Annotated in this window: 27 protein-coding genes; 16 read left to right on the top strand and 11 right to left on the bottom strand. The window is 60.9% G+C overall.

The genetic code is table 11. The annotated features are described in order from the left end of the window. Positions 1–117 precede the first annotated feature (117 nt). From PH547_RS09540 to rsmA, 3 genes are read left to right on the top strand one after another with little or no spacing between them, the layout of a single operon-like run. A complete protein-coding gene (locus tag PH547_RS09540; RefSeq protein WP_245463971.1) occupies positions 118–1008 on the top strand; it encodes a SurA N-terminal domain-containing protein in 891 nt (296 codons plus the stop codon). Positions 1009–1016: 8 nt separating this feature from the next. Then, the gene (pdxA, locus tag PH547_RS09535) at positions 1017–2042 is read left to right on the top strand and encodes a 4-hydroxythreonine-4-phosphate dehydrogenase PdxA (RefSeq protein WP_285168146.1); all 1026 of its coding nucleotides are present in this window, start codon (positions 1017–1019) and stop codon (positions 2040–2042) included. Then, positions 2042–2869, top strand: a complete 828-nt coding sequence (gene rsmA, locus PH547_RS09530; protein ID WP_285168145.1) for a 16S rRNA (adenine(1518)-N(6)/adenine(1519)-N(6))-dimethyltransferase RsmA — start codon at positions 2042–2044, stop codon at positions 2867–2869. Before pdxA ends, rsmA begins: the two co-directional genes overlap by 1 nt. A 7-nt stretch (positions 2870–2876) precedes the next feature. On the opposite strand, the gene gmk is transcribed toward rsmA, so the two are convergent. The 7 genes from gmk to fabD all read right to left on the bottom strand — a co-directional run bounded on the left by gmk (position 2877) and on the right by fabD (position 9594). Next, entirely contained in the window at positions 2877–3539 is a 663-nt protein-coding gene (gene gmk, locus PH547_RS09525; RefSeq protein ID WP_104822563.1) for a guanylate kinase, read from the bottom strand. A gap of 3 nt (positions 3540–3542) precedes the next feature. Next, entirely contained in the window at positions 3543–4430 is an 888-nt protein-coding gene (locus tag PH547_RS09520; RefSeq protein ID WP_285168144.1) for a YicC/YloC family endoribonuclease, read from the bottom strand. A gap of 102 nt (positions 4431–4532) precedes the next feature. Further along, positions 4533–5756 (bottom strand): endolytic transglycosylase MltG, encoded by a 1224-nt coding sequence (gene mltG, locus PH547_RS09515; RefSeq protein ID WP_483315535.1) that lies wholly within the window; start codon positions 5754–5756, stop codon positions 4533–4535. 217 nt (positions 5757–5973) lie between these two features. Continuing rightward, complete coding sequence (gene fabF, locus PH547_RS09510; RefSeq protein WP_285168143.1) at positions 5974–7236, bottom strand: beta-ketoacyl-ACP synthase II; 1263 nt, start codon at positions 7234–7236, stop codon at positions 5974–5976. Between the two features lie 114 nt (positions 7237–7350). Then, complete coding sequence (locus tag PH547_RS09505) at positions 7351–7587, bottom strand: acyl carrier protein (RefSeq protein WP_003547058.1); 237 nt, start codon at positions 7585–7587, stop codon at positions 7351–7353. Between the two features lie 295 nt (positions 7588–7882). Beyond that, on the bottom strand, positions 7883–8620 hold the full coding sequence (fabG, locus tag PH547_RS09500) for a 3-oxoacyl-[acyl-carrier-protein] reductase (RefSeq protein WP_283049836.1): 738 nt from the start codon (positions 8618–8620) through the stop codon (positions 7883–7885). A 29-nt stretch (positions 8621–8649) separates the two neighbouring features. Then, on the bottom strand, positions 8650–9594 hold the full coding sequence (gene fabD / locus PH547_RS09495) for an ACP S-malonyltransferase (RefSeq protein ID WP_283049834.1): 945 nt from the start codon (positions 9592–9594) through the stop codon (positions 8650–8652). Between the two features lie 193 nt (positions 9595–9787). On the opposite strand from fabD, the gene PH547_RS09490 reads away from it, so the two are divergent. The 9 genes from PH547_RS09490 (at position 9788) to rplI (ending at position 16968) form a co-directional block, all read left to right on the top strand. Further along, a complete protein-coding gene (locus tag PH547_RS09490) occupies positions 9788–10831 on the top strand; it encodes an aldo/keto reductase (RefSeq protein ID WP_104822558.1) in 1044 nt (347 codons plus the stop codon). 251 nt (positions 10832–11082) lie between these two features. Then, the gene (locus PH547_RS09485) at positions 11083–11472 is read left to right on the top strand and encodes a nuclear transport factor 2 family protein (protein ID WP_285168136.1); all 390 of its coding nucleotides are present in this window, start codon (positions 11083–11085) and stop codon (positions 11470–11472) included. 54 nt (positions 11473–11526) lie between these two features. Next, positions 11527–12378, top strand: coding sequence for a helix-turn-helix domain-containing protein (locus PH547_RS09480; protein WP_104822556.1), 852 nt, complete (start codon positions 11527–11529; stop codon positions 12376–12378). Between the two features lie 202 nt (positions 12379–12580). Beyond that, positions 12581–13027, top strand: a complete 447-nt coding sequence (locus tag PH547_RS09475) for an SRPBCC family protein (RefSeq protein ID WP_104822555.1) — start codon at positions 12581–12583, stop codon at positions 13025–13027. Positions 13028–13146: 119 nt separating this feature from the next. Further along, positions 13147–14205 (top strand): adenylate/guanylate cyclase domain-containing protein, encoded by a 1059-nt coding sequence (locus PH547_RS09470; RefSeq protein ID WP_104822554.1) that lies wholly within the window; start codon positions 13147–13149, stop codon positions 14203–14205. Between the two features lie 309 nt (positions 14206–14514). After that, positions 14515–14961: a 30S ribosomal protein S6 gene (rpsF, locus tag PH547_RS09465; protein WP_028753379.1), complete on the top strand. Its 447-nt coding sequence runs from the start codon at positions 14515–14517 to the stop codon at positions 14959–14961. A 12-nt stretch (positions 14962–14973) separates the two neighbouring features. Continuing rightward, positions 14974–15222 (top strand): 30S ribosomal protein S18, encoded by a 249-nt coding sequence (gene rpsR, locus PH547_RS09460; protein ID WP_004122103.1) that lies wholly within the window; start codon positions 14974–14976, stop codon positions 15220–15222. A 166-nt stretch (positions 15223–15388) separates the two neighbouring features. Next, positions 15389–16369 (top strand): DUF2232 domain-containing protein, encoded by a 981-nt coding sequence (locus PH547_RS09455; protein WP_104822553.1) that lies wholly within the window; start codon positions 15389–15391, stop codon positions 16367–16369. Between the two features lie 20 nt (positions 16370–16389). Continuing rightward, entirely contained in the window at positions 16390–16968 is a 579-nt protein-coding gene (gene rplI / locus PH547_RS09450) for a 50S ribosomal protein L9 (protein WP_104822552.1), read from the top strand. Positions 16969–17064: 96 nt separating this feature from the next. Here rplI and PH547_RS09445 read toward each other — a convergent pair whose 3' ends face one another. Genes PH547_RS09445 through PH547_RS09435 form a run of 3 tightly spaced genes read right to left on the bottom strand, consistent with a single transcriptional unit; the run spans position 17065 to position 20245 of the window. Beyond that, the gene (locus PH547_RS09445) at positions 17065–18129 is read right to left on the bottom strand and encodes an HlyD family secretion protein (RefSeq protein ID WP_285168135.1); all 1065 of its coding nucleotides are present in this window, start codon (positions 18127–18129) and stop codon (positions 17065–17067) included. Between the two features lie 17 nt (positions 18130–18146). After that, a complete protein-coding gene (locus PH547_RS09440; protein WP_285168134.1) occupies positions 18147–19793 on the bottom strand; it encodes an MFS transporter in 1647 nt (548 codons plus the stop codon). Positions 19794–19801: 8 nt separating this feature from the next. Continuing rightward, entirely contained in the window at positions 19802–20245 is a 444-nt protein-coding gene (locus tag PH547_RS09435) for a MarR family winged helix-turn-helix transcriptional regulator (RefSeq protein WP_104822549.1), read from the bottom strand. Between the two features lie 343 nt (positions 20246–20588). Between PH547_RS09435 and PH547_RS09430 the strand changes: the two genes are divergently transcribed. Both PH547_RS09430 and alr read left to right on the top strand, forming a co-directional pair. After that, positions 20589–22085, top strand: a complete 1497-nt coding sequence (locus PH547_RS09430) for a replicative DNA helicase (protein WP_283049783.1) — start codon at positions 20589–20591, stop codon at positions 22083–22085. Positions 22086–22192: 107 nt separating this feature from the next. Beyond that, positions 22193–23356 (top strand): alanine racemase, encoded by a 1164-nt coding sequence (gene alr, locus PH547_RS09425; RefSeq protein WP_285168133.1) that lies wholly within the window; start codon positions 22193–22195, stop codon positions 23354–23356. Between the two features lie 17 nt (positions 23357–23373). On the opposite strand, the gene PH547_RS09420 is transcribed toward alr, so the two are convergent. Continuing rightward, positions 23374–24009 (bottom strand): LysE family translocator, encoded by a 636-nt coding sequence (locus PH547_RS09420; RefSeq protein ID WP_104822546.1) that lies wholly within the window; start codon positions 24007–24009, stop codon positions 23374–23376. 154 nt (positions 24010–24163) lie between these two features. Here PH547_RS09420 and radA point away from each other — a divergent pair, with 154 nt between their 5' ends. Then, positions 24164–25567 carry a DNA repair protein RadA gene (radA, locus tag PH547_RS09415; protein WP_104822545.1) on the top strand — a complete coding sequence of 468 codons (1404 nt, stop codon included), beginning with the start codon at positions 24164–24166 and terminating at the stop codon, positions 25565–25567. 94 nt (positions 25568–25661) lie between these two features. Then, positions 25662–26276, top strand: a complete 615-nt coding sequence (locus tag PH547_RS09410) for a CvpA family protein (RefSeq protein ID WP_104822544.1) — start codon at positions 25662–25664, stop codon at positions 26274–26276. Positions 26277–26395 lie beyond the last annotated feature (119 nt).

The following is a 26395-nucleotide window of genomic DNA, read 5'->3' as shown; positions in this document are numbered from 1 at the left end:
CGCCAATGGCGTTCCAATGTGACGCAGTGCAGACAAGGACCTTTGGGAAGGGGTTAGTTGATGTTCTCTGGAAAGACACCGATGCGCGCTGTGCTATTCGGCGCCGTAGCGTTGGTTATGGCTTCTTTTGCCGTGCCAAGCAGCGATGTTGCCTTCGCGGCAAGTGAGGTGAAGGTCGTCGTCAACAATACGGTGATCACATCAGGCGATGTCGCCAAGCGCATCAACTTCCTGAAATTGCAGCACGCGAAAGGCGACCTCAACAAGCTGGCGCAACAGCAGCTCGTCGATGAGACCCTGAAGCGCTCGGAAATCTCCCGCGTGCGCATGTCGGTATCGACGACGGACGTCGACAACGCATTTGCCCGCTTCGCCGCCAGCAACAAAATGTCGCCGCAGCAGCTTGGACAGATCCTGGACAAGATGGGCGTCACCGTCGACCATTTCAAATCCTATATCGCCATTTCCATGAGCTGGCCGCGCGTCGTCAATGCCCGCTTCGGCTCGAGCGGCGGCCGCATGTCGAATGATGCCCTCGTGACGCGCATGACGGAAAACAAGACAAAGCCGGTCACGACGGAATATTTCCTGAAGCAGATGGTCTTCGTCGTCCCGTCTGCCAAGCGCAACGCAATTCTCGGTAAACGCAAGGCCGAAGCGGAAGCCTCGCGGGCCAAGTTCCCCGGTTGCGACCAGGCGAAAGTCTTTGCCGCGACGATGCACGACGTTTCCGTCCAGGATCTTGGCCGTGTGCTTGCTCCCGATCTTCCTGAAGCCTGGAAGCCGCTGCTGGAGAAGGCAAAGGGCAACACGACCGATGCGATCGTGACCGATCGTGGTGTTGAATATGTTGCCATCTGCTCGCAGCGCCAGGTGAACGACGACATCGCCGCCGCGGCCGTTTTCCGCGCCGAAGATCTCGGCAAGGCGAATGCCCAGGGTGTCAGCGCCAACGACAAGAAGTATATGGATGAACTGCGCTCCAAGGCGCAGATCCTCTATCGCTGATCGTTCCGATGCCCTCCCGCCCTTCCCGCCCCCTTGCCCTCACGCAAGGGGACCCAGCAGGTATCGGACCTGACATCACGCTCGCCGCCTGGCTTCGCCGCGGCGAGCTTGGTTTGTCTCCCTTCCTGTTTCTCGGCGACCCGAACGTTCTTTCGGCGCGAGCGCGCCAGTTGAACCTGACCGTGCCACTTCAGGAAGCCGACGCATCGACGGCCTCCGACATCTTTGCTGATGCCTTGCCGGTGCTGCCGATTGCCGCCGGCATGGATGTGGTTGCAGGCGAACCGCATGTCGTGACGGCGAAAGCCACGATTGCGGCTATCGAGATGGCGGTCTCGCTCAGCATGAAGGGAGATACCTGCGCGGTCGTGACCAACCCAATCGCCAAGTCAGTCCTTTACGACGCCGGCTTCGGCTTTCCCGGCCATACCGAATTCCTCGCCGATCTTGCGACACGCGCGACAGGCAAGCCGGTAATGCCGGTAATGCTGCTCGCCGGACCGAAGCTGCGGGCGATTCCCGTCACCATCCATATTCCGCTGAAGGATGTGCCGCAGGCGCTGACCTCGGATTTGATTGTCGAGACCTGCCGGATCACCGACCACGACCTCAGGACTCGTTTCGGCATCGCAAAACCGCGGCTGGCCGTTGCCGGCCTCAATCCGCATGCCGGCGAGAACGGCGCGATCGGCACGGAAGATGAGGCCATCATCCGTCCGGCGATCGAGGCACTGCGCAATGAAGGCATCGATGCCTTTGGCCCCCTCCCCGCCGACACGATGTTCCACGACGATGCGCGCCGTCACTACGATGTCGCCGTCTGCATGTATCACGATCAGGCTTTGATTCCGGCCAAGGCGCTCGGCTTCGACGATTCCGTCAATGTCACACTCGGCCTCCCCTTTGTCCGCACCTCGCCGGACCACGGCACCGCCTTCGGCATCGCCGGCAAGGGTATCGCCAAAGAGGACAGCCTCGTGGCGGCGCTCAAGCTGGCGAGCGAGCTCAGCCGCGCGACGGGAAGCAATCGCTGATGGCCGCACTCGACGGTCTGCCGCCGCTTCGCGACGTAATCCAGCGCCACGGCCTCGACGCGCGCAAGGCGCTCGGCCAAAACTTTCTGCTGGATCTTAATCTGACCCAAAAGGTTGCCCGCACCGCCGGATCGCTGGAGGGCGCCACCGTCTTCGAAGTCGGCCCGGGGCCAGGGGGGCTGACGCGCGCCATCCTTGCGCTTGGCGCCGCCAAGGTCATCGCCGTTGAGCGCGACGCGCGCTGCCTGCCGGCGCTCGCCGAGATCGCCAATCACTATCCCGGCCGGCTGGAGGTCATCGAAGGCGATGCGCTGAAGACGGATTTCGCGGCGCTGGCGCCAGAGGGACCGGTCAAGATCATCGCCAATCTGCCCTATAATGTCGGTACGCAATTGCTGGTGAACTGGCTGCTGCCGGGCCATTGGCCGCCCTTCTGGCAGTCCCTGACGCTGATGTTCCAGAAAGAAGTTGGCCAGCGGATTGTCGCCGACGAGGACGACGATCATTACGGCCGCCTCGGCGTCCTCTGCGGCTGGCGCACCAATGCGCATATGGCCTTCGATGTGCCACCACAGGCCTTCACGCCGCCGCCGAAGGTGACCTCGACGGTCGTGCATCTGACGCCCAAGGAAAACCCGATCCCCTGCTCCGTCGACAATCTGGAAAAGGTGACGCAGGCCGCCTTTGGTCAGCGGCGCAAGATGCTGCGCCAAAGTCTGAAATCGCTTGGCGGCGAAGCACTGTTGCGGAAAGCCGACATCGACCCTCAGCGACGCGCCGAAACGCTCTCCGTCGAAGAGTTCTGCCGGTTGGCAAACTCGCTTTGATCGCGATTTACAGCTTCGGCGTTTCTTCCAGCAGACCACGAACGAAGTCGAACATGCCGTGGCGGCGGTCGCGGCGCAGGCGTTCGGCCTTGACGATCGACTGAACCGCGTCGAAAGCGGCGTTCAGATCATCGTTGATGATGACATAGTCATACTCGCGCCAATGGGCGATCTCGGCTCTGGAATTGGCAAGCCGCGTGGCAATCACCTCTTCGGAATCTTCGGCGCGGCGGTGCAGGCGCGATTGCAGCTCCGTCATGGTGGGCGGCAGCACGAAGATCGATACGACGTCGGCCGGCATCTTCTCCTGCAGTTGCTGCGCCCCCTGCCAGTCGATATCGAAGAGCATATCGCGGCCCTCGGCCATCGCCGTCTCTACCGGCTCGCGCGGCGTGCCGTAGAAATTGCCGTGTACCTCCGCCCATTCGAGCAGAGAGTCGGAATCGCGCAGCCGCTCAAATTCCCGCAACGAGACAAAATGATAATGCACGCCGGCAATCTCGCTCGGCCGCCGTTGCCGCGTCGTAACGCTGACGGAAAGACCGATCTGCTTATCGGTCTCCAGCAAGGTGCGCGCTATTGTCGATTTGCCCGCACCGGATGGCGAGGAAATGGCAAGCATCAGCCCCCGGCGCGCAATCGGAATGGATGTGGATATCGCCGGCTTCATGGCTTACTCCAAATTCTGGACCTGTTCGCGGAACTGGTCGATGACCACTTTCAACTCGATGCCGGCGGCGGTGACCGCTGCGGCATTCGACTTCGAACAGATAGTATTTGATTCCCGGTTAAATTCCTGTGCAAGGAAATCGAGTTTGCGTCCGACCGGTCCACCCTTGGCGATAAGGTCGCGAGCTGCCACCACATGCGCCTTCAGCCGGTCGATCTCCTCGCGCAGATCCGCTCTGGTGGCGATGAGAGCGGCCTCGGCATGCAGCCGGTCACGATCCAGGCCGGAGGTTCCGTCCAGAAGCATGGCAATCTGCGTCGCAAGCCTCGCGGCAATCTCCTGCGGCGAGCGGGACGGATCGCTCTCAACCGTTGTCGTCAGCGTCTCGATGACGCCGACATGGCCGAGCAGGATTTGACCGAGCGCCTGCCCTTCCCGACGGCGCATATCGCTGAGATCGGCGAGCGCGGCTTCGAGACCCGCCATGATGTCGGCGTCGCGTGCGGCAAGCGCATCGTCGCTCTCTTCAGCTTCCTTGAACTCTACGATGCCGCGGATTGCGAGCAGCGTGTCCAGCCGCAGCGGCGCAGGATCGATGACGCCTGAGAGCTGACCGCGTAAGGCCAGCACTGTCGCCAGCGCGTCCTGATTGACGACCGCCTCGACGCGGCTTTCATCGACGGACAATGAAAGACCGACCTGCAGGTTGCCGCGCGCAAACCTGTCGGTGATGAGCTTGCGTATATCGGTTTCCAGCCGCTCCAGCCCCTGCGGCAGGCGCAGGCGGAAATCGAGACCCTTGCCATTGACCGATCGCAATTCCCATGCCCAACGAGAGCGCCCACTCGTTCCCTCACGCCGGGCGAAACCGGTCATGGACTGCAATACCATGCAAGCCTCCGATAATTCTCGTCCACAATCGCTCAACAATCATGGACCAATGCAAGGTGAGACTACGCCGTCCGTTCGATCGAAAGCACAGCGCAGCAGAGATCAGTTCGTCTTCTTTTTTTGCTGTGTGCCGGAAGGGGCCGTACCGGCTGCGGCACCGCTATCGTCCGGCTGACCGTCAACGGCGATCGCGCTGGGATCCTCGCCCTTTTCGGCGACGAGCTTGCGCCAGCGCTTGACGTTGGCATTGTGATCTTCCAGCGTCGCGGCGAAGACGTGGCCGCCCGAGCCATCCGCAACGAAATAGAGGTCCTGCGTCTTCCAGGGGTTGGCAACGGCATCGAGCGCGTCCTTGCCCGGATTGGCGATCGGCGTCGGCGGCAGGCCCTTGATCATGTAGGTATTGTAAGCCGTTTCTTTTTTGAGATCCGACTGGAAGATCGGGCGATCGGCCGGCTTGCCGTCGCCACCGAAGAGCCCATAGATCACCGTCGGGTCGGATTGCAGACGCATGCCCTTGCCGAGACGGTTGAGGAAGACCGACGCCACATGAGCGCGCTCATCCGCAAGCCCGGTTTCCTTTTCAACGATCGACGCCAGAGTGACCAGATCCTGTTTATTGGTCAGCGGCATCGACGGATCGCGCTTGTCCCATATCTGGTCGACGAGCTTTTCCTGCGCTGCCTTCATCTGATCGATGATTTCCGTACGCTTGGCGCCACGCGTGAATTTATAGGTATTGGGCTCCAGGCTACCCTCCGGCGGCAGCGCCGATGGCAGTTCGCCTTCCAGCACCGGATCGGCCTGCAGCTTGTTGAAGATCTGCCGCACGGTCAGGCCTTCCGGCAAGGTAACCGAATAGAGGATCGATTTGCCGGATTTCAACAGCTCCATGATGTCCTTCATGGAGGCGCCGGCCTTGATCTCATATTCGCCGGACCGCAGCGTCTCGCCATTGTGTAGATAGGTGGCCGTCAGGTAGCGGAAGATGCGGGCATCGGAGATGATGTTGTTGGCTTCGAGCCGACCCGAAATCTCGGCAAGTCCCCAGCCGTTGCGCACGATGAAATTGGTGTTGGTCGCCAGCGGTCCGGGGCTCTGGTAGGCGGAGATGGCGTAATAGGTGCCGACGATCGCGAGAACGATCACGAAGACGACCAGCGTCATCAGAAAGTTCAGGAAAATCACCATCTGGCTGCGGGCTTTGCGGGAGCGCTTCGGCGGATCCGGAACACGCTCCGGACGCAGAGCTTCGTTGGCCGATTTCGGGATAATCGGCCCCTTCTGCCCGTTCGGAGTTCCGCTGTTCTGGTTCGTATCGCTCACCGGCAATCCCTTCATTTGTCATTGCCTGCTCTTTGACCAAGCAATGCGGCAAAAAACAGGTTCAGAAGATAAAGCGGAGCCTGGTGAAGATCCGCTTTCGACCGATCAGACATTGCTGCGGCGCATCCATGGGACACGCAAGAAACACAGCAACATTCAAGGATCGCGCATAGTTTTGCCGAAAAACGCTACCGCTTTCCGGAGTTATGCGCTGTTATTATGCCTCATAGCGACGCAGGACAAGTGATGCGTTCGTACCGCCGAATCCGAAGGAGTTCGACAGCGCGACATTGATGTCCCGCTTACGGGCCTTATGCGGCACGAGATCGATGGCCGTCTCCCGCTCCGGATTGTCGAGGTTCAGCGTCGGCGGCGCGATATTGTCGCGAATGGCAAGCGTCGAGAAGATCGCCTCGATCGCACCGGCCGCCCCCAGGAGATGGCCGGTCGCCGACTTGGTCGACGACATCGAAATCTTGGAGGCTGCATTGCCAACCAGCCGCTCGACAGCGCCGAGCTCGATCGTATCAGCCATGGTCGAGGTGCCATGGGCATTGATGTAGTCCACATCAGCCGGCGTCAAGCCGGCACGCTTCAGGGCCGACGTCATGCAGCGGAACGCACCCTCGCCATCCTCGGACGGGGCAGTAATGTGATGGGCGTCGCCGGAAAGGCCGTAGCCGACCACCTCCGCGTAAATCTTCGCGCCGCGTGCCTTGGCATGTTCCAACTCTTCGAGAACAACGATGCCGGCGCCCTCGCCCATGACGAAGCCGTCACGGTCACGATCGTAAGGGCGCGAAGCCTTCTGCGGATTGTCGTTATAATCGGTCGACAGAGCCTTGCAGGCGGCAAAGCCGGCGAGCGAGATACGGCAAACCGGAGCTTCGGCGCCGCCGGCGACCATGACGTCGGCATCGCCGAGCATGATCAGACGGGCCGCATCGCCGATCGCATGCGCGCCGGTGGAGCAAGCCGTGACGACGGCATGGTTCGGGCCGCGCAGCTTGTGGCGGATCGAGACCTGGCCGGAAACGAGATTGATGAGACGGCCCGGAATGAAGAAGGGCGAGATGCGGCGCGGACCCTTGTCGCGCAGCGTATATCCTGCCTCGACAATGCCCTCCAGGCCGCCGATGCCGGAGCCGACCATGACGCCAGTTGCGATCTGGTCTTCGTCGGAGGTCGGATGCCAGCCAGCATCGTTCAGCGCCATATCGGCCGCTGCCATGCCGTAGATGATGAAAGGATCGACCTTTCGCTGTTCCTTCGGCTCCATCCAGTCGTCGGCATTGAACGTGCCGTCGCCGCCATCACCGACCGGAACGCGGCAAGCGATCTTTGCGGCGAGATCTTCGACCTCGAATTCCGTGACAAGACGCGCGCCGTTGTGCCCAGCAATCAAACGCGACCAGGACACCTCAGTGCCACAGCCCAAAGGTGATACCATGCCGGTACCCGTGATAACGACACGTCTCATCGCCCGCAGACCCCCGTCTTTTTATCATGCCATGCGTATGAATATGATCCGTCCGACCTCGCCGGACGAAATAGGGCGGACTCAGAGAGCCCGCCCGTGACAAAGCGCAAAAGATTAGGCCTGGGCCTTTTCAATGAACTTTACCGCATCGCCGACCGTCAGGATCGAGTCGGCAGCGTCATCAGGAATTTCAACGCCGAATTCTTCTTCGAAGGCCATGACCAGTTCGACGGTGTCGAGCGAGTCCGCGCCCAGGTCGTCGATGAAGCTTGCGCTTTCAACAACCTTGTCGGCGTCGACGCCAAGATGATCAATAACAATTTTCTTTACGCGTTCTGCGATATCGCTCATGTCGGTTTCCTCGACCTTATTTATGTCCTGATCAGAATGCCGTGTGACATCCCTACCCTGTTCAAGCCTGCAGCACTTGCATGGCGCCGCTGGCAAACCCGTTCAACCCGGCCTTCACATCCGGTCCCGGCCGCCGTACACGCGGCCCGGTCCATCTGCATTTTCGGGACGACTGATCACAGTCATGGCCCGCTTAACACGGTTTAAGTCTGTCGCAAAGCCAGAAAATCGCCGCTTCCAGGTTGCTCAACATGCTATTGGAGGGGAAAGCTCCCCCCAACAGACTTTTCCTTTTTCAGATCATTGCCATGCCACCGTTGACGTGGATCGTCTGACCGGTGACGTAGCTTGCTTCGGAGGAAGCGAGATAGGCGACAGCGGATGCGACTTCGGCACCGCTACCCATGCGCTTCATGGGAATGGCGCCCATGATCGCCTCTTTCTGCTTGTCGTTCAGCTTGCCGGTCATGGCGCTCTCGATGAAACCGGGAGCGACGCAGTTGACCGTGACGTTGCGCGTTGCGATCTCCTGTGCCAGCGACTTGGTGAAGCCGATCATGCCGGCTTTGGAGGCGCAGTAGTTGGCTTGGCCGGGATTGCCGGTGACGCCGACTACGGAGGTGATGTTGATGATGCGGCCATAGCGGCGGCGCATCATCGGATGCGTCAGCTCGCGCGTCAGGCGGAAGACGGCCGTCAGGTTCACTTCCAGTACGGCGTCCCAGTCCTCGTCGCTCATGCGCACGAACAGGCCGTCCTTGGTGATGCCGGCATTGTTGACGAGGATGTCGACGCCACCGAGTTCGTCTTCAGCCTTGGCGCCGAGCGCCTTTACCTCGTCGCGATCGGAAAGGTTGGCCGGAAAGATCTTGACGCGGTCGCCAAGTTCGGCAGCCAGTGCCTCGAGCTTCTCGACGCGCGTGCCGTGCAGGCCGACGATAGCGCCCTGCTTATGCAGCAGCCTTGCGATTTCTTCGCCGATACCACCGGAAGAACCGGTTACAAGGGCCTTGCGGCCGGTCAAATCGAGCATGTGGTGTCCCTCGTTCGTTAATTTATGTATCAGCCAAGCAGGCCTGCGAGAGCTGCGTCGATGTCGGCCGCCGTGTTGACGGCGATGCCGTTCACCGATTTGTCGATGCGCCGGGCAAGACCCGTCAGCACCTTGCCAGCGCCGATTTCATACAATGTTGTCACATTGTTGGCGGCGAACCATTCCACCGTCTCGCGCCAGCGCACTTGCCCCGTAACCTGCGCAACCAGCAGATCGGCGATCTCGCCGGCGCCCTGCACCGGAGCGGCGCGGACATTGGCTACGACCGGCACGATGGGATCGGATTTTGCCACTTCCGCCAAAGCGGCGCGCATCGCCTCGGCGGCGGGCGCCATCAGCGACGAATGGAAGGGTGCGGATACCGGCAGCAGAATGGCGCGCTTGGCGCCCTTTTCAGCCGCAAGCTCGGCAGCCTTTTCGACCGGAGCCTTCTCACCGGAGATAACGATCTGACCGCCGCCATTGTCATTGGCGATCTGACAGGCGCCGATGGCCGAAGCCTCCGTGCAAACCGCGACGACGTCGGCATGTTCCAGGCCGATGATCGCCGCCATGGCGCCGACGCCGACCGGAACCGCCGCCTGCATGGCATTGCCGCGGATGCGTAGCAGCCGCGCCGTATCGGCGAGCGAAAAGGTGCCGGCGGCACAAAGCGCCGAATATTCGCCAAGCGAATGACCGGCAACATAAGCAACCTTGCTCTTCAGATCGAGGCCGCGCGCCTGCAGAACGCGCATGACAGCGATCGACACAGCCATCAGCGCGGGCTGCGCATTTGCCGTCAGCGTCAGCCTATCATCCGGGCCATTGAAGATGATGTCGGAAAGCTTTTCACCGAGCGCTTCATCGACTTCCTCGAAGACGGCGCGCGCTTCGGCGAAATTATCAGCAAGATCCTTGCCCATGCCGACGGTCTGGCTACCCTGGCCGGGAAATGTGAAAGCAACAGTCATTATATCGGGCTTCCTTAGGGGTCGTTTCGCTTCCCAATGACATTGTTTGCGGTGGAGTCAATAGCGCAGCCCCTGCAGTCACTGCCTTTTGCGTTTGCGAGGAGTTTCTATTTTCTTCTTGCGCTTGCTCATTTCCCACCTAGATTTACGCGATCTTTCCCCAGACTTTTTCCGCAAGCATCAAGGTTTTCCCATGAACTATAAGAATTTAGGCCGCACCGATATTTCGGTTTCGCAGATTTGCCTGGGCACGATGACCTGGGGCACACAGAACAGCGAGGCAGAGGCGCACGAGCAGATGGACTATGCCCTTCACAAGGGCGTCAATTTCTTCGACACGGCTGAGATGTATCCGACGACGCCGGTCGGCGCGGAGACCCAAGGCCGCACCGAGGAATATATCGGCACGTGGTTCGAAAAGACCGGCAAGCGCAGGGATATCGTTCTTGCCACCAAGGTCGCCGGCCCTGGCCGCGACTATCTGCGCGGCGGCCAGGGCGCCGATGCCGCCAATATCCGCGCGGCCATCGACAGCAGCCTGAAGCGGCTGAAAACCGATTATATCGATCTCTATCAGGTGCATTGGCCGAACCGCGGCCATTTCCACTTCCGCCAGAACTGGCGCTACAACCCCTTCACCCAGGATCGCGAAAAGGTTGTCGGTAACATTACAGATATCCTGGAAACGATGGGCGAATTGGTGAAGGCCGGCAAGATCCGCGCCATCGGCCTCTCCAACGAGACGACCTGGGGCATCCAGAAATATCTGACGATCGCAGAGCAGAAGAGCCTGCCGCGCATTGCCACCACGCAGAACGAATACAATCTGCTTTACCGCCACTTCGACCTCGACCTCGCCGAGTTGTCGCACCATGAAGATGTCGGCCTGCTCGCCTATTCGCCGCTCGCCGGCGGCATTCTCAGCGGCAAATATGTCGGCGGCGCACGCCCGGCCGGTTCGCGCGGCTCGATCAATACCGACATCGGCGGCCGTCTGCAGCCGTTGCAGGAGCCGCCGGTCAAGGCCTATCTGGAGATCGCCGCCAAATATCATCTCGATCCGGCCAAGCTGGCGCTCGCCTACTGCCTGACCAAGCCCTTCATGACCTCCGTCATCATCGGCGCGACCTCGATGGCCCAGCTCGAAACCGACATTGCCTCAGCCTATGTGACGCTGCCCGAAGAGGCGATTGCCGAGATCGAAAAAGTACACCGGCAGTATCCGATGCCGATGTGATCAGTGGAAGCGCCTTGCCGCGGTGGCAAGGCGCAACCTGGCAATCGGCACAATGACGGCCAAACAAGCCGCGAAAATATGACCCCTGACGTAATTGAGGCGCGTCATACCCACGCGTAATTTTGGGACATCTCCACAAGAGATAGGCACCGAACCGGTGCCGCTAAGAGACCATACCTCAAGCGCCGGCGGCTTCGCTCCGGCAGCTCCGGTCTCTTCGTGCCCCAAGCAAATACGTCAGGAGACATACTATGAATAAGATGATTTTCACGAAGCGCGAAACACCGGACTGGCTGTTGGCCTTCTGGAGGGAAATTGACGACAAGACCTTCGGCTCCGGCTTCGACTGCTTCGCAGAAGACGCCACCGCCAATTTGGGTATTGCCGAATGGAAGGGCCGCGAGATTATCCGCGAAAGTCTGCGCGCTTTCATCGACACCGGATTTACCGCCCTTCATGATGTGACCGAATATTGGGACGGCGGGTTCCTCAAGGTCTTCCGCGGCTTCGTCACGATGACCCCGGACGATCCGAACCATCCTGTCGTCAGGCCCGTCATGACGCACTTCTTCTACATGGACGAGGCTGATCACACTAAGGTGCACCACTGGTTCGGTTCCGTCGGGCCGGTGCAATTCTGATCTTGCCGAACCAGGCATAAGATGCCGCAGGCATAGCCCACAAAGAGGCCCTCCATGACGAACAGCAACACAGCGATATCGGTCTCGAAACAGCTTGGACCGTTGCTGCGCCACTGGCGGGAGGTGCGCGGCAAGAGCCAGCTCGACCTTTCGATGGAGACGGGCGTTTCGCAGCGTCACATCAGCTTCGTTGAAAGCGGCCGCAGCGTTCCCAGCCGCCAGAGGCTGCTGACCGTTGCCGAGGCACTCGATGTGCCATTCCGTGAACGCAACACGCTGCTGCTCGCCGCAGGCTACGCGCCGATCTATTCGGACGATTCCTGGGACGCACCGGAAATGCAACCCGTCGCGGATGCTCTGCGGCGGATGTTGCGTCAGCATGAACCTTTCCCCGCGGTTGTCATGGACCGCTATTGGAACGTTCTGCTGTCCAATACCGCCGTGCCCCGCTTCTTCAATTGCTTCGTCGATATGGCGGCGCGCAAATCGCCACGCAACCTGCTGCATCTGATGTTCGATCCTGTCGGGATGCGCCCCTTCATTCGCGACTGGCCGGAGACATCGAGAAGCTTGCTGGCGCGCGTCCATCGGGAGTCCATCGGTCGGGTGGTCGACGATAAGACCCGGGAGCTGCTGAAAGCGCTGCTTGCCTATCCGGATGTCGATGTCGACTGGAAAGCACTCACCGCGCCCAGCAGCACACCCGTCATTCCTCTGGTCTTTGTGAAGGACGGCAAGAACCTTGGCTTCTTCTCACTGATAACGACAGTCGGCACTCCGATGACCATTGCATCGCAGGAACTGAGGCTCGAATGCATGTTCCCGACGGATCAGCAGACCGAACGGCTTTACGCCGAAATGATGGAGGATGCGCCGATGCCGATATTTCCCGCGGATCATTATTAGAATTGCCCAGGATAGTGTCGCTTTCCGCCCGTTGCGAACATTGAAGATCGAGCGCACAGCGCGGCAACACCATCGAAGACAACGCTCTTGTTGAGGGCGAGCCTGCCCCAAAATGCTGTCGCGTAAGGACGTTCCGCGATAGGATGCGCCTGTCCATTCTCCGCCTCCGGTGAGGCAGGCCATGCAACCCAAGGAGAGACCGATGCCAGAGCCCCTTGTCGTCCGCCAAGAAAAGCGCATCCCGGCGCCACCAGCCGCGGTGTTCGCCCTCCTGACCGATCCGGAGAAGATATTGCGCTGGATGGGAACGGAGGCACAGGTCGAGCCTCAGCCCGAGGGGCTCTATCTCATCAACGTCACCGGCGCTCGCTTCGCTCGCGGTTCCTTTCGCGAGGTGGTACCAGTACACCGCCTGGCCTATAGCTTCGGCTGGGATGGCAGCGAGGTGGTTCCACCGGGATCGAGCCTGGTCGAAATCGACCTGATCGAGCAGCCGGACGGAACGCTGCTGCGCCTGACCCACACCGGCCTGCCCAATGCCGAACAATGCGCCGGTCACGCTGAAGGCTGGGCTCACTATCTCGGACGGCTGGCCGAAGCTGCAGCCGGGCGTGACCCGGGTCCGGACCCCATGGCTGGCAGGAAATGACCGCTTTCCGTTCCCGAACTCACTAGTCCCGAGCGGCAGTTTCGTGGACCAGCATCACACGCAGGAGCACCACCGCAACGGCGGATGACAGCCTGCGGCTGCCGTGGCATGATCGACAGATGGATCTGCCCACCCCTCTTGCCTGGCTGGTTGATGAGGCCGATGCCTCTCCCGGCCCTGAACGGTTTCTGGCCGAGCTCGGCGGCCGGCTGTTGGCTGACGGGCTGCCGCTTGCCGGAGGAGCCCTGACGCTCGCCGTGCCGCATCCGATCATCGCCCGGCGCATCTGGCTATGGCGGGCGGAAACCGGGGCCGTGATCGAGGCGTTGGGCTTCGCAGGAGGTCCATCCAGCCAAGCCGGACACGAGTGGCTGGCCGGGCTTGGCCCCGTGCATGAAGATACGGTCGGTACGGCTGCGGATAGTCCGGTGCTCGGCTGGGCCGGGCTCCGGCCATTCGATCCTGCCGAGGCTGACCGTCTGCGGCAAGCCGCGCGCTTCGCCGCAGCACCCTTGAGCGCCCTCGCCGCGCGGGCGGCGCTGGCAGCGCTGCTCGAGGCCTATCTCGGCCGGCGCAGCGCTGCGCGGGTACAGGCCGGCGCGCTGCAGCGCGGCACCGGCGAAACCATCCGGGCCGCTTTGCTCTGCGCCGATCTGCGCGATTTCACCGCTTTGTCCGAGGCGACGGAACCAGCGGCGATGATTGCTTCTCTCGACGCCTGGTTCGACCGCGTTGCAGGAGCGGTGCACGCCTTCGGAGGCGAGGTGCTGAAATTCATCGGCGACGGCGCGCTGGCAATTTTCCCGGTCACCGGCACGCCAGGCGATGCCTGCGAGGCGGCGCTGCGCGCAGTCGTCGCCGCTCGCGCCGGCATGGCTCATCTCGATGCCGTGCGGCAAGCGCAAGGGCTGCCGCCGCTGCCCTTTGGTGCCGCATTGCATTTCGGCGAGATGCTCTGGGGCAATATCGGCGCGGCCGACCGGCTGGATTTCACCGCCATAGGCCCGGCGGTAAACCTGGTGAGCCGGCTCGAAGGCCTGTGCAAGCCTCTTGGCCGCAGTGTACTCGTCTCGGGCGCGGTTGCGGCAGAGACGAAAACCGACTTGATCCCCTTGGGCGAATATTCCTTGCGGGGCATCGCCGACCCCTGCGCCGTCTTCACCTTGCCGGACGATTGAAGCCGCCTACCTCGGCCTGGGCAAGGGCGTCCGCTGTCGGACGGCGCAATTTCGCCCCTTGCCTTTCCCGCAAAAATCCGTATAAGCCGCCCTGTTCGCAACCCGGTCTTCTGGCTGGTGGCTGAACGGAGGGCCGGTTTTCTTCGCTGAAAATCGTTCGGAACGGAAGTGTTCCAGCCTCCCGTGTCTCCGCTCTCGACCGTCTCGGAAACGCTTTTCTTGCTTGGGGTCTTCCCTCTCAGGAGCAGTCGTTGAGGCTTAGCCGCCGAATATCGGGTTCAGACCAACGCAAGAAAGGCAAAGCTATCCATGGCTCTTTACGAACATGTATTCCTTGCCCGGCAGGATATTTCCGCTCAGCAGGTCGACGCCCTCGTAGAACAGTACAAGGGTGTTATCGAAGCTAACGGCGGTAAAGTCGGGCGTATCGAAAACTGGGGCCTCAAGTCCCTCACCTACCGCATCAAGAAGAACCGCAAGGCTCACTACGCCCTGATGGACATCGATGCACCGGCCGCTGCGATCCAGGAAATGGAACGCCAGATGCGCATCAGCGAAGACGTCCTGCGCTACATGACGATCGCTGTCGAGAAGCACGAAGAAGGCCCGTCGGCCATGATGCAGAAGCGCGACCGTGACGACCGTCCGCGCCGCGATGGTGACCGTCCGGAGCGCAGCTTCGGCGATCGTGGTCCGCGCCCGGATCGTGGTGACCGCGAAGACCGTCCGCGCCGTCCGCGCGAAGACCGCGTTTAAGGAGATTTGAGAATGTCTGAAGTTTCCTCCGCACCGGTCCGTCGTCCGTTCCATCGCCGCCGCAAGACCTGCCCGTTCTCGGGCGCCAATGCGCCGCGCATCGACTACAAGGACGTCCGTCTCCTGCAGCGCTACATTTCCGAGCGTGGCAAGATCGTTCCGTCCCGCATCACGGCCGTTTCCCAGAAGAAGCAGCGCGAACTCGCCCAGGCGATCAAGCGCGCCCGTTTCCTCGGCCTGCTGCCCTACGTCGTCGCTTAATCGCGCCGGCGCTGCACGAATGAATTGAGGGAAGGCAGCGATGCCTTCCCTTCTCCCTTTCGCGATGGGCGCGGATCGGAACCTTAAAACCCCATGTTGGGGACGGCTTTCAGACCGGAGTGTCGGAAGCATCCTCTAACTGCTCGATGCGAAGCAGGACAGCGACGTGCAACAGATGAACCCGAAAGTGCTGGCCATCGGCGCCCTCGCCGGTCTTACCGCCGCCCTACTTGTGTATGGCGCGACGGCTCAGCCATTGCTGTTCATTCTCTTCGGCGCTCTTTCCGCGCTCCCGATCCTGATTGTCGGTCTTGGCTGGGGTAACGCGGCCGTCATCACCGCCGTTGTGGTGGCGAGTGTCATCGGCGCCATCTGGCAGTCGGTATATTTCGGCATATTTACGCTCGTCATGACGCTGATACCGGCCTGGCTCAGCCATCTCGCCAATTTGGCGCGTCCGGCTTCCGAACTCGGCGGCCCAGACCACCTGATGGCTTGGTATCCGCTCTCCGACATCATGCTGCATCTCTGCGGCCTCACGGCGGCGACCGTCGTCATCGTCGGCGCGATCATGGGCTACAATGCCGATCTGGTCGGCCAGGTTGTCGACGCCTATGTCGGCGCGGTGAACCAACAGTCCCCCGATCTTCAGCTCGATCCGATTGCGATCGCAAAGATGAAGTCGCTGATGCTTTACACGATCCCGATCGCGTGGGGCATGATCTGGGTCATGATGCTACTTGCCGCCTATTATGTGGCGATCCGCATCGTTGCAGCTTCAAAGCATAATCTGCGCCCGCGGGAGGATATCCCCTCATCATTGCGCATGAATCGCAACGCGATCTTTGTCTTTCTCGTAGCGATCGTCGCGATATTCTTCGGCGGCGTGATTGGCCTGATCGCCGCCGCCATCCTCGGTGCTTTCGGTGCTGGCTTCCTCATTTCCGGCTTCTCATCGTTGCATTTTCGCACGCGCGGCAAGGACTGGCGCATACCCGTGCTCTTCCTCTGCTATCTGGCGTCATTCCTGCTGACGCTACCGCTCTTCATCATCCTTGTTCTCGGCCTCTACGATACTCGCAAGGCGATATCGCTGACCCCGAACAAGAATGCCGATACATCCAAACCAACAAACACGAAAATCTGACATCAGAAAGGAACAACAAAATGGAAGTCATTCTCCTCGAGCGCATCTCCAAGCTCGGCCAGATGGGCGAAGTGGTCAAGGTTCGCGACGGCTTTGCCCGTAACTACCTGCTGCCGCTCGGCAAGGCGCTGCGCGCCAACCCCGCCAATAAGGCTCGCTTCGAAGCCGAACGCGCAACCCTGGAAGCCCGCAACTTGGAGCGCCGCAGCGAAGCCCAGAAGGTTGCCGACGTTCTCGGCGGCAAGTCCTTCATCGTAGTTCGCTCGGCTGGCGAAACCGGCCAGCTGTACGGTTCGGTCGCCGCTCGTGACGTCGTTGAAATCCTGGCCGCCGAAGGCTTCAACATCGGTCGCAACCAGGTTCACCTGAACACGCCGATCAAGGCTATCGGTCTGCACAATGTTGCCATCGCGCTTCACGCCGAAGTCGAAATCACCGTCGAGTTCAACGTTGCCCGTTCCGCTGAAGAAGCCGAGCGTCAGGCCAAGGGCGAAACCCTCACCTCCGCTGATGCCATCTACGGCGTCGACGAAGATGCCCTGCGTCCGGAAGACTTCTTCGATCCGGAAGCTGACGGCAACGCCGAAGACGAAGCTTGATTCAAGCTGTCGCATCGACTGCGAACATGAGAAAGCCTGGGTCTCGCGACCCAGGCTTTTTATTTGACCACAAGGCTTAGCGACGCATCTGCCGTCTCAATTCGCTGCAGTATCCTGCAACGGTGCCGAATCCTTGTCGACGGAGACGACCACCGACATGCCGGGCGCAAGATCTTGCGCCTCCGGCTGATTTTCGTCGATCTTGACGCGTACGCCGACGCGCTGCGCCACTTTGGTGAAATTGCCCGTGGCATTGTCGGGTCTGATGACGGCGAATTCCGAGCCCGCCGCCGGCGAGAAGCGCTGGATATGACCCTTGAGCTCGCGGTGACCGAGCGCGTCGACGGAGATCGTCACGGGCTGGCCGACCTTCATGCCGTCGAGCTGCGTTTCCTTGAAATTGGCGATGACCCAGACGTCCTTGGGGACCAGACCCATGAGCTGGGTTCCGGGCGTCACATATTGGCCGAGGCGAACGCCGACTTCCCCGATACGGCCATCGCGCGGCGCGGTGATCGTTGCATTTTCCAGATCGATATCGGCAAGCTGCACGGCCGCTTCCGCGCCGCTGACGCCGGCCTCCAGCGAGGCCCGGTTGACGATGATCGTCGTCAGGTTTTGCTGCGATACGTCGAGGCCGGCCTTCGCCTGATTGACCGCAGCCTTCGCCTGTTCCAACGTCGCCTGCGCCTGCTCGGAATCGCTGGCGGTCGATACGCCCTTGGCGACCAGTGTCGCCACACGATCCCAGGCAAGCTGGGCGCGCTTCAGCGCAGCGTTGGCGCTGTCGATCTGCGCTTCGCTAGAGGCGATGCCGGCACGGGCCGCCTGTTCCTGCTGTCGCGAATTGGCAAGTGCTGCCTTTTGACCGTCCAGCGTCGCCCGCGCCTGCGCCACCTTCTGCTGATAGATGCGATCGTCGATCTTGGTCAGCACGTCGCCTTGCTTAACGAGCTTATAGTCCCTGACCGGCACGTCGGTAATGTAGCCGCTGACCTGTGGGCTGATGGTCGTGACATAGCCTCTGACATAGGCATCGTCCGTCGTCTCGACAGAGCTTTGGAAAGGCGGCAGGTGCCAGGCATAGAGCACGAGCATGACGCCGCCGACACCGGCGAGGACGGCGATAACTTCGATGGGGGAGCGAACGAGCCTCGACATGGAGCTATTTCATATCCTCACGGGTTGGAAGTCATGGTTTGCGGCCGATCCTCGGCGAGCCGTGCCTTGATGAAACGGTAGAATACATGCAGCGAAAGTCCAGCAAGCGACACGACCGCGATGACACCGGCGACGAAGAAGGCATCGCTATAGGCGAGCGTATTGGCCTCGCGGGTGACCTGTGCGCCAAGTAGCGCCAACCCCTCGCCCTTCAAAAGCGTGCTGTCGCCAATCACCCTGCCGTAAGATGAAGAGAGCTGGCTGACGCGATGGGCGACATCGGGGTTGGTCAGCAGCACATGTTCCGTCAGGACGGCGGAATGGAATTTTTCACGGATGGTGATCAGCGTGCTGTAGAAGGCAGAGCCGATCAGGCCGCCGATGCTTTGGGTGAAGGTGAAGACGACGAAGAAGGTCACCAGATAGGGGGCGCCCTTGGAAAAGGCGGCCTTGAACCCCTGGGACATGGACGGCGGCAGGAAAAGAGCGGCGCCGGCCGCCACCAGCGCCTGGCTGAGATACATCTGTTCCGGCCGGGTCAGCGTGGTGACCTGCGAATCCATGAAGGAACCCGCCCCCATCATGACGAGGGCGACAAACTGGATCTGCCAACTCAGGCCATAGCTCATCAGTACCGTGCAGATGAGGCCGCCGATGACCGAAAAAGCCAAGATGATCCAATAGAGCATCGCAAGCTGATCGTAGAGCAGGCCGACGGCATTCTGATAGAAGGTCATGATGACCGAGGTCTGCTCCGCAGCAATCATGCGGAAGACCAGGAGAATGCCGGTCAGGTGCAATATCTCCGGGCAAAGTAGCCAGCGAACATCGATCAGAGGCGTCGGCCTGCGCAATTCGATGACGATGGCGAGCGTCAATGTGGCGATGCTGACGGCCAGCAATACGCCGAGCCAAGGCACTTCCAGCCACCAATAAAGCCGCCCGACGGAAAGAACGATGGCCAGTGAGCCAAAGGCGACCGCAACCAGCAGATAACTGATGATGTCCCCAAAGACGATCACTTTCATCCGCGGCGGCGGCGTCAGCGGCAGCAGATAGATGATCGGCATCACCAGCAGCGCCAGTGCCATTTCCAGCGTGTAGAGCCCGCGCCATTCGCCGTAATCGAGGAGCGACGGCGAGACGAGACGAGTGATGGGTGCTGCCAGAAGCGTATTCGTCATCGCCAGGCTGACGCCGATCGTCAGCTTCTTGGCCGGTTCGAAAGCCTCCAGCATATAGAGAAAGCCGAGCGTCGAGAGCGGCGCGCCGGCAATGCCGCTCAGGAAGCGGACGACGATGGCCGAATGCAGGTCGGAGACGAAGAGATTGAGCAGCGAGGCGACGACGAAGCCGAGAATGCTGACCTCGGCGAAATTGCGCACGCCGTATTGCAGACGGATCTTCACCAACGCGATGGCGAGGCTGACATTCGGCGCCATATAGGCAGCCGACAGCCACGCGGATTCGGTGGTCGTGGCGGCGATGGTGCCCTGGATCTGCGTGAGATTGGCGAAGGCGAGATTAAGACCGAGGCCCTGCGTCAGGAAGAACATGACGGAAGCGCCGATATAAAGCGGCACCTTCCAGCGCGGCACGGGCGGTGGGGCAGCAGGCGCGGCGGTGTTGGCTTCCGCATTGATCGGGCCTGGGTCACCGCTCATACACTACCTCATGACTTACCCACATTCTGCAGATTGGCGGTCATGGCGCGGATGACCTTGAGGGCCATGCCGACATCATCGTCCGAAATCCCCTGAAGGATATCCGCACGTACGCTGGTGGCAAGAGCCTCAACTTCGGCCGCCACCACTTTTCCGGATTCGGTCATGAATATCTGCTTGGCGCGGCGGTCCGACTGCACCGCACGGCGCTCGATGAAGCTCTGCGCCTCCATGGCGTCGAGGATACGCACCAAGGTTGGGGTCTCAAGCTCCAGCTCATCGGCGAGTTCGCGCTGATTGATGCCATCGCGCTTGGAAAGCTTATGGAAAACCCGGGCGCGGGCCAATGTCATCCCGTGCTCGCGCACCAGGCTGTCGAACGCCGCCCTCAGCTTTCGATTGAAAGCAGAAAGCTCGTCGAATAGTTCTCGGCGTGATGGCGCACCAGACATTATTGCTACTTTATACTATTAGTATCCTACCCTATTTCAACGAAATAGCGGGGTTCTCACAGCTTTTCAAGCACGATTGCCGCCTGCCGGATGTCAGCCGGGACAGATCAGGCTAAAATCACCCATGAACGTTTTGTATGTGATTCGCGTGTCGGACATTGCGTTGCAAAGCGGCGACAACGGGTTTTTTTAGTGCGGAGCGTTTGTCCCTGTGGATGAGTGGAACAACGTGAATAGCTCGGACGAACCAGCGCCCCGCGACATGTCACTACCCTTCCGCAATTGACCGTGACGCCGGATCGTCGCAAACCAGTCGGCACTCAAGAATACGAAGAGACGGAAAATGAACGAAGCCGCGCGCAAGATCGCCGCCATTGCTCCTGCCGAACCGCATTACCGCGAAGCGCCCAACAATATCGAGGCGGAACAGGCGCTGCTCGGCGCGATCCTCGTCAACAATGACGCCTATTACCGTGTCTCCGACTTCCTGAAACCCATTCATCTCTACGAGCCGCTGCACCGGAAGATCTTCGAGGTGGCGGGCGACATCATTCGCATGGGCAAGACCGCCAATCCGGTGACGATCAAGACCTTCCTTCCGGCCGAAGAGAAGGTCGGCGACATGACGGTGGCGCAATATCTCGCCCGTCTCGCGACCGAAGCCGTCTCGATCATCAATGCCGAGGACTATGGCCGCGCCATCTACGATCTGGCGCTGCGCCGCGCGCTGATCACTATCGGCGAGGATATGGTCAACATCGCCTTTGACGCCCCGCTCGATATGCCGCCGCAGACGCAGATCGAGGATACGGAGCGCCGGCTGTTCGAACTTGCGGAAAACGGCCGCTACGACGGCGGCTTCCAGGCCTTCAACGATGCCGTTGCGCTGGCGATCGACATGGCGGCCGTCGCCAAGGAGCGCGACGGGGGTCTATCCGGCATTTCCACCGGCATTCACTCGCTCGACAGCAAGATGGGCGGCCTGCAGCGTTCGGACTTGATCATCCTCGCCGGCCGTCCCGGCATGGGCAAGACCTCGCTCGCCACCAATATCGCCTATAATATCGCCGCCGCCTATGAAGGCGAAGTGCAGTCGGATGGCTCCACCAAGGCGAAGAACGGCGGCGTCGTCGGCTTTTATTCGCTGGAAATGTCGTCCGAACAGCTCGCCACCCGTATCATTTCCGAGCAGACGGAAGTCTCCTCATCGAAGATCCGTCGCGGCGACATCAACGATGCCGATTTCGAAAAGCTGGTTGCCTGCTCGATGATGATGCAGAAGGTGCCGCTCTATATCGACCAGACCGGCGGCATCTCCATTGCTCAGCTTTCCGCGCGTGCACGGCGCCTGAAGCGCCAGCGCGGCCTCGACGTTCTGGTGGTGGACTACGTTCAGCTCATGACCGGCTCCGGCAAATCGAACGAGAACCGCGTCCAGGAAATCACCCAGATCACCACCGGCCTGAAGGCGCTCGGCAAGGAGCTGAACGTTCCGATCATCGCGCTCTCCCAGCTCTCGCGTGCCGTCGAAAGCCGTGACGATAAGCGTCCGCAGCTCTCGGACCTGCGCGAATCCGGTTCGATCGAGCAGGACGCCGACGTGGTGCTCTTCGTGTTCCGTGAGGAATATTACGTCAAGAACTCCGAACCGCGCGATCCGGCCGACCCGAAATATGCGGAATGGGAAGCCCTGTTCGACAAGGTGAAAGGTACGGCCGACGTCATCATCGCCAAGCAGCGTCACGGACCGACCGGCACCGTGAAGCTCGCCTTCCAGTCGGAGTTCACGCGCTTCGCCGATCTCGCGGACTCGTCCTTCCTGCAATATGAAGAGCACTGATGAAGGCTGCCTGCGGCGCATATGTGCACTGCAGCACTTTCTCTTTCCATCGATGATCACTATTCTGGCCGGAGCAGCATCCCTCCGGCCCTTTTTTAGGCGGCTCCATGACAGATAATTTCGAAGACATCGACGCTTTCGCCTCCGCCGGCCTTCGGCTGACGGTCGATTTGGGCGCCCTCGTCGAGAACTGGCGTGACATGGCCCGCCGTTCCGGCAGGGCCCGCACCGGTGCCGCGGTGAAGGCCGACGCTTATGGTCTGGGGATCGAAGATGTCGGCGAGGCACTTTATCTCGCCGGCGCCCGTGATTTCTTCGTCGCCACCGCCGAGGAAGGCGCCACACTCCGGCTCTACGCCCCGGATGCCCGGATTTTCGTGCTCAGCGGTATCTGGCCGGGGACAGAGCGGCAGTTTTTCGAAAACGATCTAGTGCCCGTCATTGCTTCCGAAGAGCAATTGACCTTCTGGATGTCGGTGCTGGCCGACCATGGCGATCACCCTTGCGCGCTGCAGGTCGATACCGGCTTCAACCGGCTGGGACTGCAGGTAGAGGATGCGATCGCGCTCGCCAACGACGTCTCTCGCCCGGCGAGTTTTGCGCCTGTTCTGGTGATGAGCCACCTCGCCTGCGGCGACGACCCGGCACACGCTATGAACAGGCAGCAGCTCGAAGCGTTCCGCAAGGTCAGCGCCGCCTTCGAAGGCATCGAGGCGAGCCTCGCCAATTCCGCCGGTATCTTCCTCGGCTCCGAATATCATTTCGACCTTACCCGTCCCGGCATTGCCATCTATGGCGGCCAGGCGGTCGGCAATATGGCCAATCCGATGCGACCGGTCGCCACGGCAGAGGCGAGAATCATCCAGACCCGCTCCGCCAAAGCCGGCGAGACCGTCAGCTACGGCGGGGCGTTGAAGCTGACGCGCGACAGCCGCCTCGCCATTGTTTCGGCCGGCTATGCCGATGGTTACATGCGCAGCCAGTCGAATGACGGCGTGCCGCTGCGCCAGACCGGAATTGCCGGCGGCAACGGATTCATCGCCGGCTACGAGGTGCCCGTTGCCGGCCGCATCACCATGGATCTGACAATCTTCGACGTGACCGACGTCCCCGAAAAACTGGTCCGCGCCGGTGACTATATCGAGCTCTTCGGCAAGAATATCCCCGTTGACGACGCTGCCCGCGCGGCCGGGACGATCAGCTACGAGATGCTGACCGGCTTGGGGTTGCGACATGAGCGGCGCTACATCTTTGACGAGGCCGACGAGTAGGAGCGCATCACCGCCGCCTAACGCGCGCTGACTGCCAAGCGGACACCCAGGGCTACAAACAATGTTCCAAGCCCCCGGTCCAGCCACAGGCCCGCGTTTCGATTGCGCCGTAGTGCCTCGGCAAGGCGACCTCCGAGAAGAATGAGCGGCGGTTCGATGAAGGCGGCGACTACTATGATGAGGCTGCCGTGGAGCAAGAGCTGCGCCCAGACCGGGCCTGCCCCTTCAACGACGAACTGCGGCAGGAAAGCGAGAAAGAAGATGGCCACCTTCGGATTGAGCAGCGACACCAGGATGCCTTGCCGATAGATGCGGCTCCAGGGCACTGCCCTTCCGGCCTCCTTGATCCAGGCGCCTTCGCCCTTCGAGCGCAGCGCCTGTATCCCAAGCCAGATGAGATAGGCCGCGCCGGCCCATTTTACCGCCGAAAACGCGATGGCCGAGGCCGCCAATATCGCCGATAGCCCGGCTGCGGCCATCAGAACATGGACGCAGGCGCCGCTCCATATGCCGAACAGCGCGGCAAAGCCGGAGCGTATGCCGCTTCTGATCGTGTGACCGAGAATGAAGGCAATATCCGGTCCCGGCGACAGATTGAGCAGAACGGCGGCCGAAAGAAACGCGACCCAATGTGCAAGCGTATAATCGAACATCCGTCACCATCGATCGAAAACCCAGCATAAAGGCTGACACAATCGCCGTTGATGCGGAAATCATTAGTTTTGATCTGACGCGAAAGACATTATCTGACAGCCAGCCGCGATTCGCTTCGCACTGCGAAGCACAGGACATTGAGAACAGCATCTGATGGCAAAAGCCCGTACACAATTCATCTGCCAGAACTGCGGCACGGTCCATAACCGCTGGGCAGGCAAATGCGATGGTTGTGGCGAATGGAACACCATCGTCGAGGAAGACCCGATGGGCGGCATCGGCGGTGGTCCCGCCAAGGTGCCGAAGAAGGGGCGTCCAGTAACGCTGACGGCGCTGTCGGGCGAGATCGAGGAAGCACCGCGCATTCACACCGGCATCTCCGAACTCGATCGGGCGACCGGCGGCGGTTTCGTGCGCGGCTCGGCAGTGCTCGTCGGCGGCGATCCCGGCATCGGCAAGTCGACGCTCTTGATGCAGGCGGCCGCTGCCCTTTCCCGAAGAGGCCACAAGATCGTCTACGTCTCCGGCGAAGAGGCGGTGGCGCAGGTTCGGCTTCGCGCCCAGCGGCTGAGCGCTGCCAATACGGATGTGATGCTCGCCGCCGAAACCAATGTCGAGGACATCCTCGCAACGCTCGCCGAAGGCAAGCGGCCGGACCTCGTCATCATCGATTCCATCCAGACGCTATGGAGCGAGCTTGCCGAATCGGCGCCCGGGACGGTGACGCAGGTGCGCACCGGCGTGCAGGCGATGATCCGCTTCGCCAAGCAGACGGGCGCGGCAATGGTGCTGGTCGGCCACGTCACCAAGGACGGCCAGATCGCCGGCCCGCGCGTCGTCGAACATATGGTCGACGCCGTTCTCTATTTCGAGGGAGATCGCGGCCATCACTACCGCATCCTGCGCACGGTGAAGAATCGCTTTGGCCCGACCGACGAGATCGGCGTCTTCGAAATGTCCGACAAGGGCCTGCGGGAAGTGGCCAATCCGTCCGAACTCTTCCTCGGCGAGCGCAATTCCAAATCGCCGGGCGCGGCCGTCTTTGCCGGCATGGAAGGCACCCGGCCTGTGCTGGTCGAAGTGCAGGCGCTCGTTGCCCCGACATCGCTCGGCACGCCGCGTCGCGCTGTGGTCGGCTGGGATTCGGCGAGGCTGTCGATGATTCTCGCGGTTCTGGAAGCGCATTGCGGTGTTCGGCTCGGTCAGCACGACGTTTATCTCAATATTGCCGGCGGTTATCGCATTTCCGAGCCGGCTGCGGACCTTGCGGTCGCCTCTGCACTGGTTTCATCCCTGGCTGGTCTTGCCCTTCCGGCAGATTGCGTCTATTTCGGCGAAGTCAGCCTGTCGGGCGCCGTCCGGCCGGTTGCGCACACCGCTCAGCGCCTCAAGGAAGCCGAGAAGCTGGGATTTTCTGCAGCGCTTCTCCCCACCGCCTCCTCCGACCTGCCGAAAGGCAATGGCGGGCGCTGGAACGAGATCGAAAGCCTGCCGGATCTGGTGGTGCGCATAGCCGGATCGAGGGGCGCGCTCAAGCGTGCAGAAGACGAAGACTGAGCCTTCCTTAAACCGTTCTTGACGGGGAGAGAGGCACATATTTGAGGCCGATGGCAGCCATGCTTGGCATGGCAAGTCTTGGAGTGGATTATACATGCCCATTACGATTTTTGACGGTATTGTTATCGGCGTTATTTTGTTCTCCGCCGTTCTGGCCATGGTCCGCGGCTTTTCCCGCGAAATTCTCTCGATCGTCAGTTGGGGCGGCTCGGCCGTCGCCGCCTATTATCTCTATTCGCTGCTGGTGCCCTATGCGCTGCACTATACGGCGGACACCCGCATCGCGACCGTTGCGTCTGCTGCCGTCATCTTCCTGATCGCACTGATCATCATTTCCTTCATCACCATCAGGATCGCCGACTTCATCATCGACAGCCGCATCGGCGCGCTGGATCGTACGCTCGGCTTTCTCTTCGGCGCCGCCCGCGGCCTGCTGCTGATGGTCGTCGTCGTGGCCTTCTGGAACTGGTTGGTTGCGCCGGCCGCACGTCCGGATTGGGTCAACAACGCCAAGTCGAAGCCTTTCCTCGATTCGATGGTCGAAAAGCTCAAATCGGCGCTTCCGGAAAACATTCAGGCGATGCTTCCCGCCGAGATCATCAACAAGATCGCGCCGAACCAGCAGCAGCAACAATCGCAGCCGCAGGATGGCTCAACGAACGATACCGCGCCCTCCGATGACGCGCCTGCGCCGCAGACGAACAATTAACAGTGCGTTTACAGGCTTGACCCGCAGAGCGATAATCGCCATGTGAGCGGCACGAAATCCGAAAATCCGGCCGGATATTCTTTCCGGCCGGATTTTCAGTTATTTTTGCATTCAGTCGC

The organism is Rhizobium cerradonense, from assembly GCF_030182455.1.
GTDB lineage: Bacteria > Pseudomonadota > Alphaproteobacteria > Rhizobiales > Rhizobiaceae > Rhizobium.
Note: the sequence above shows the minus strand (reverse complement) of the source record. Positions and strands in the feature narration are given on the sequence as shown.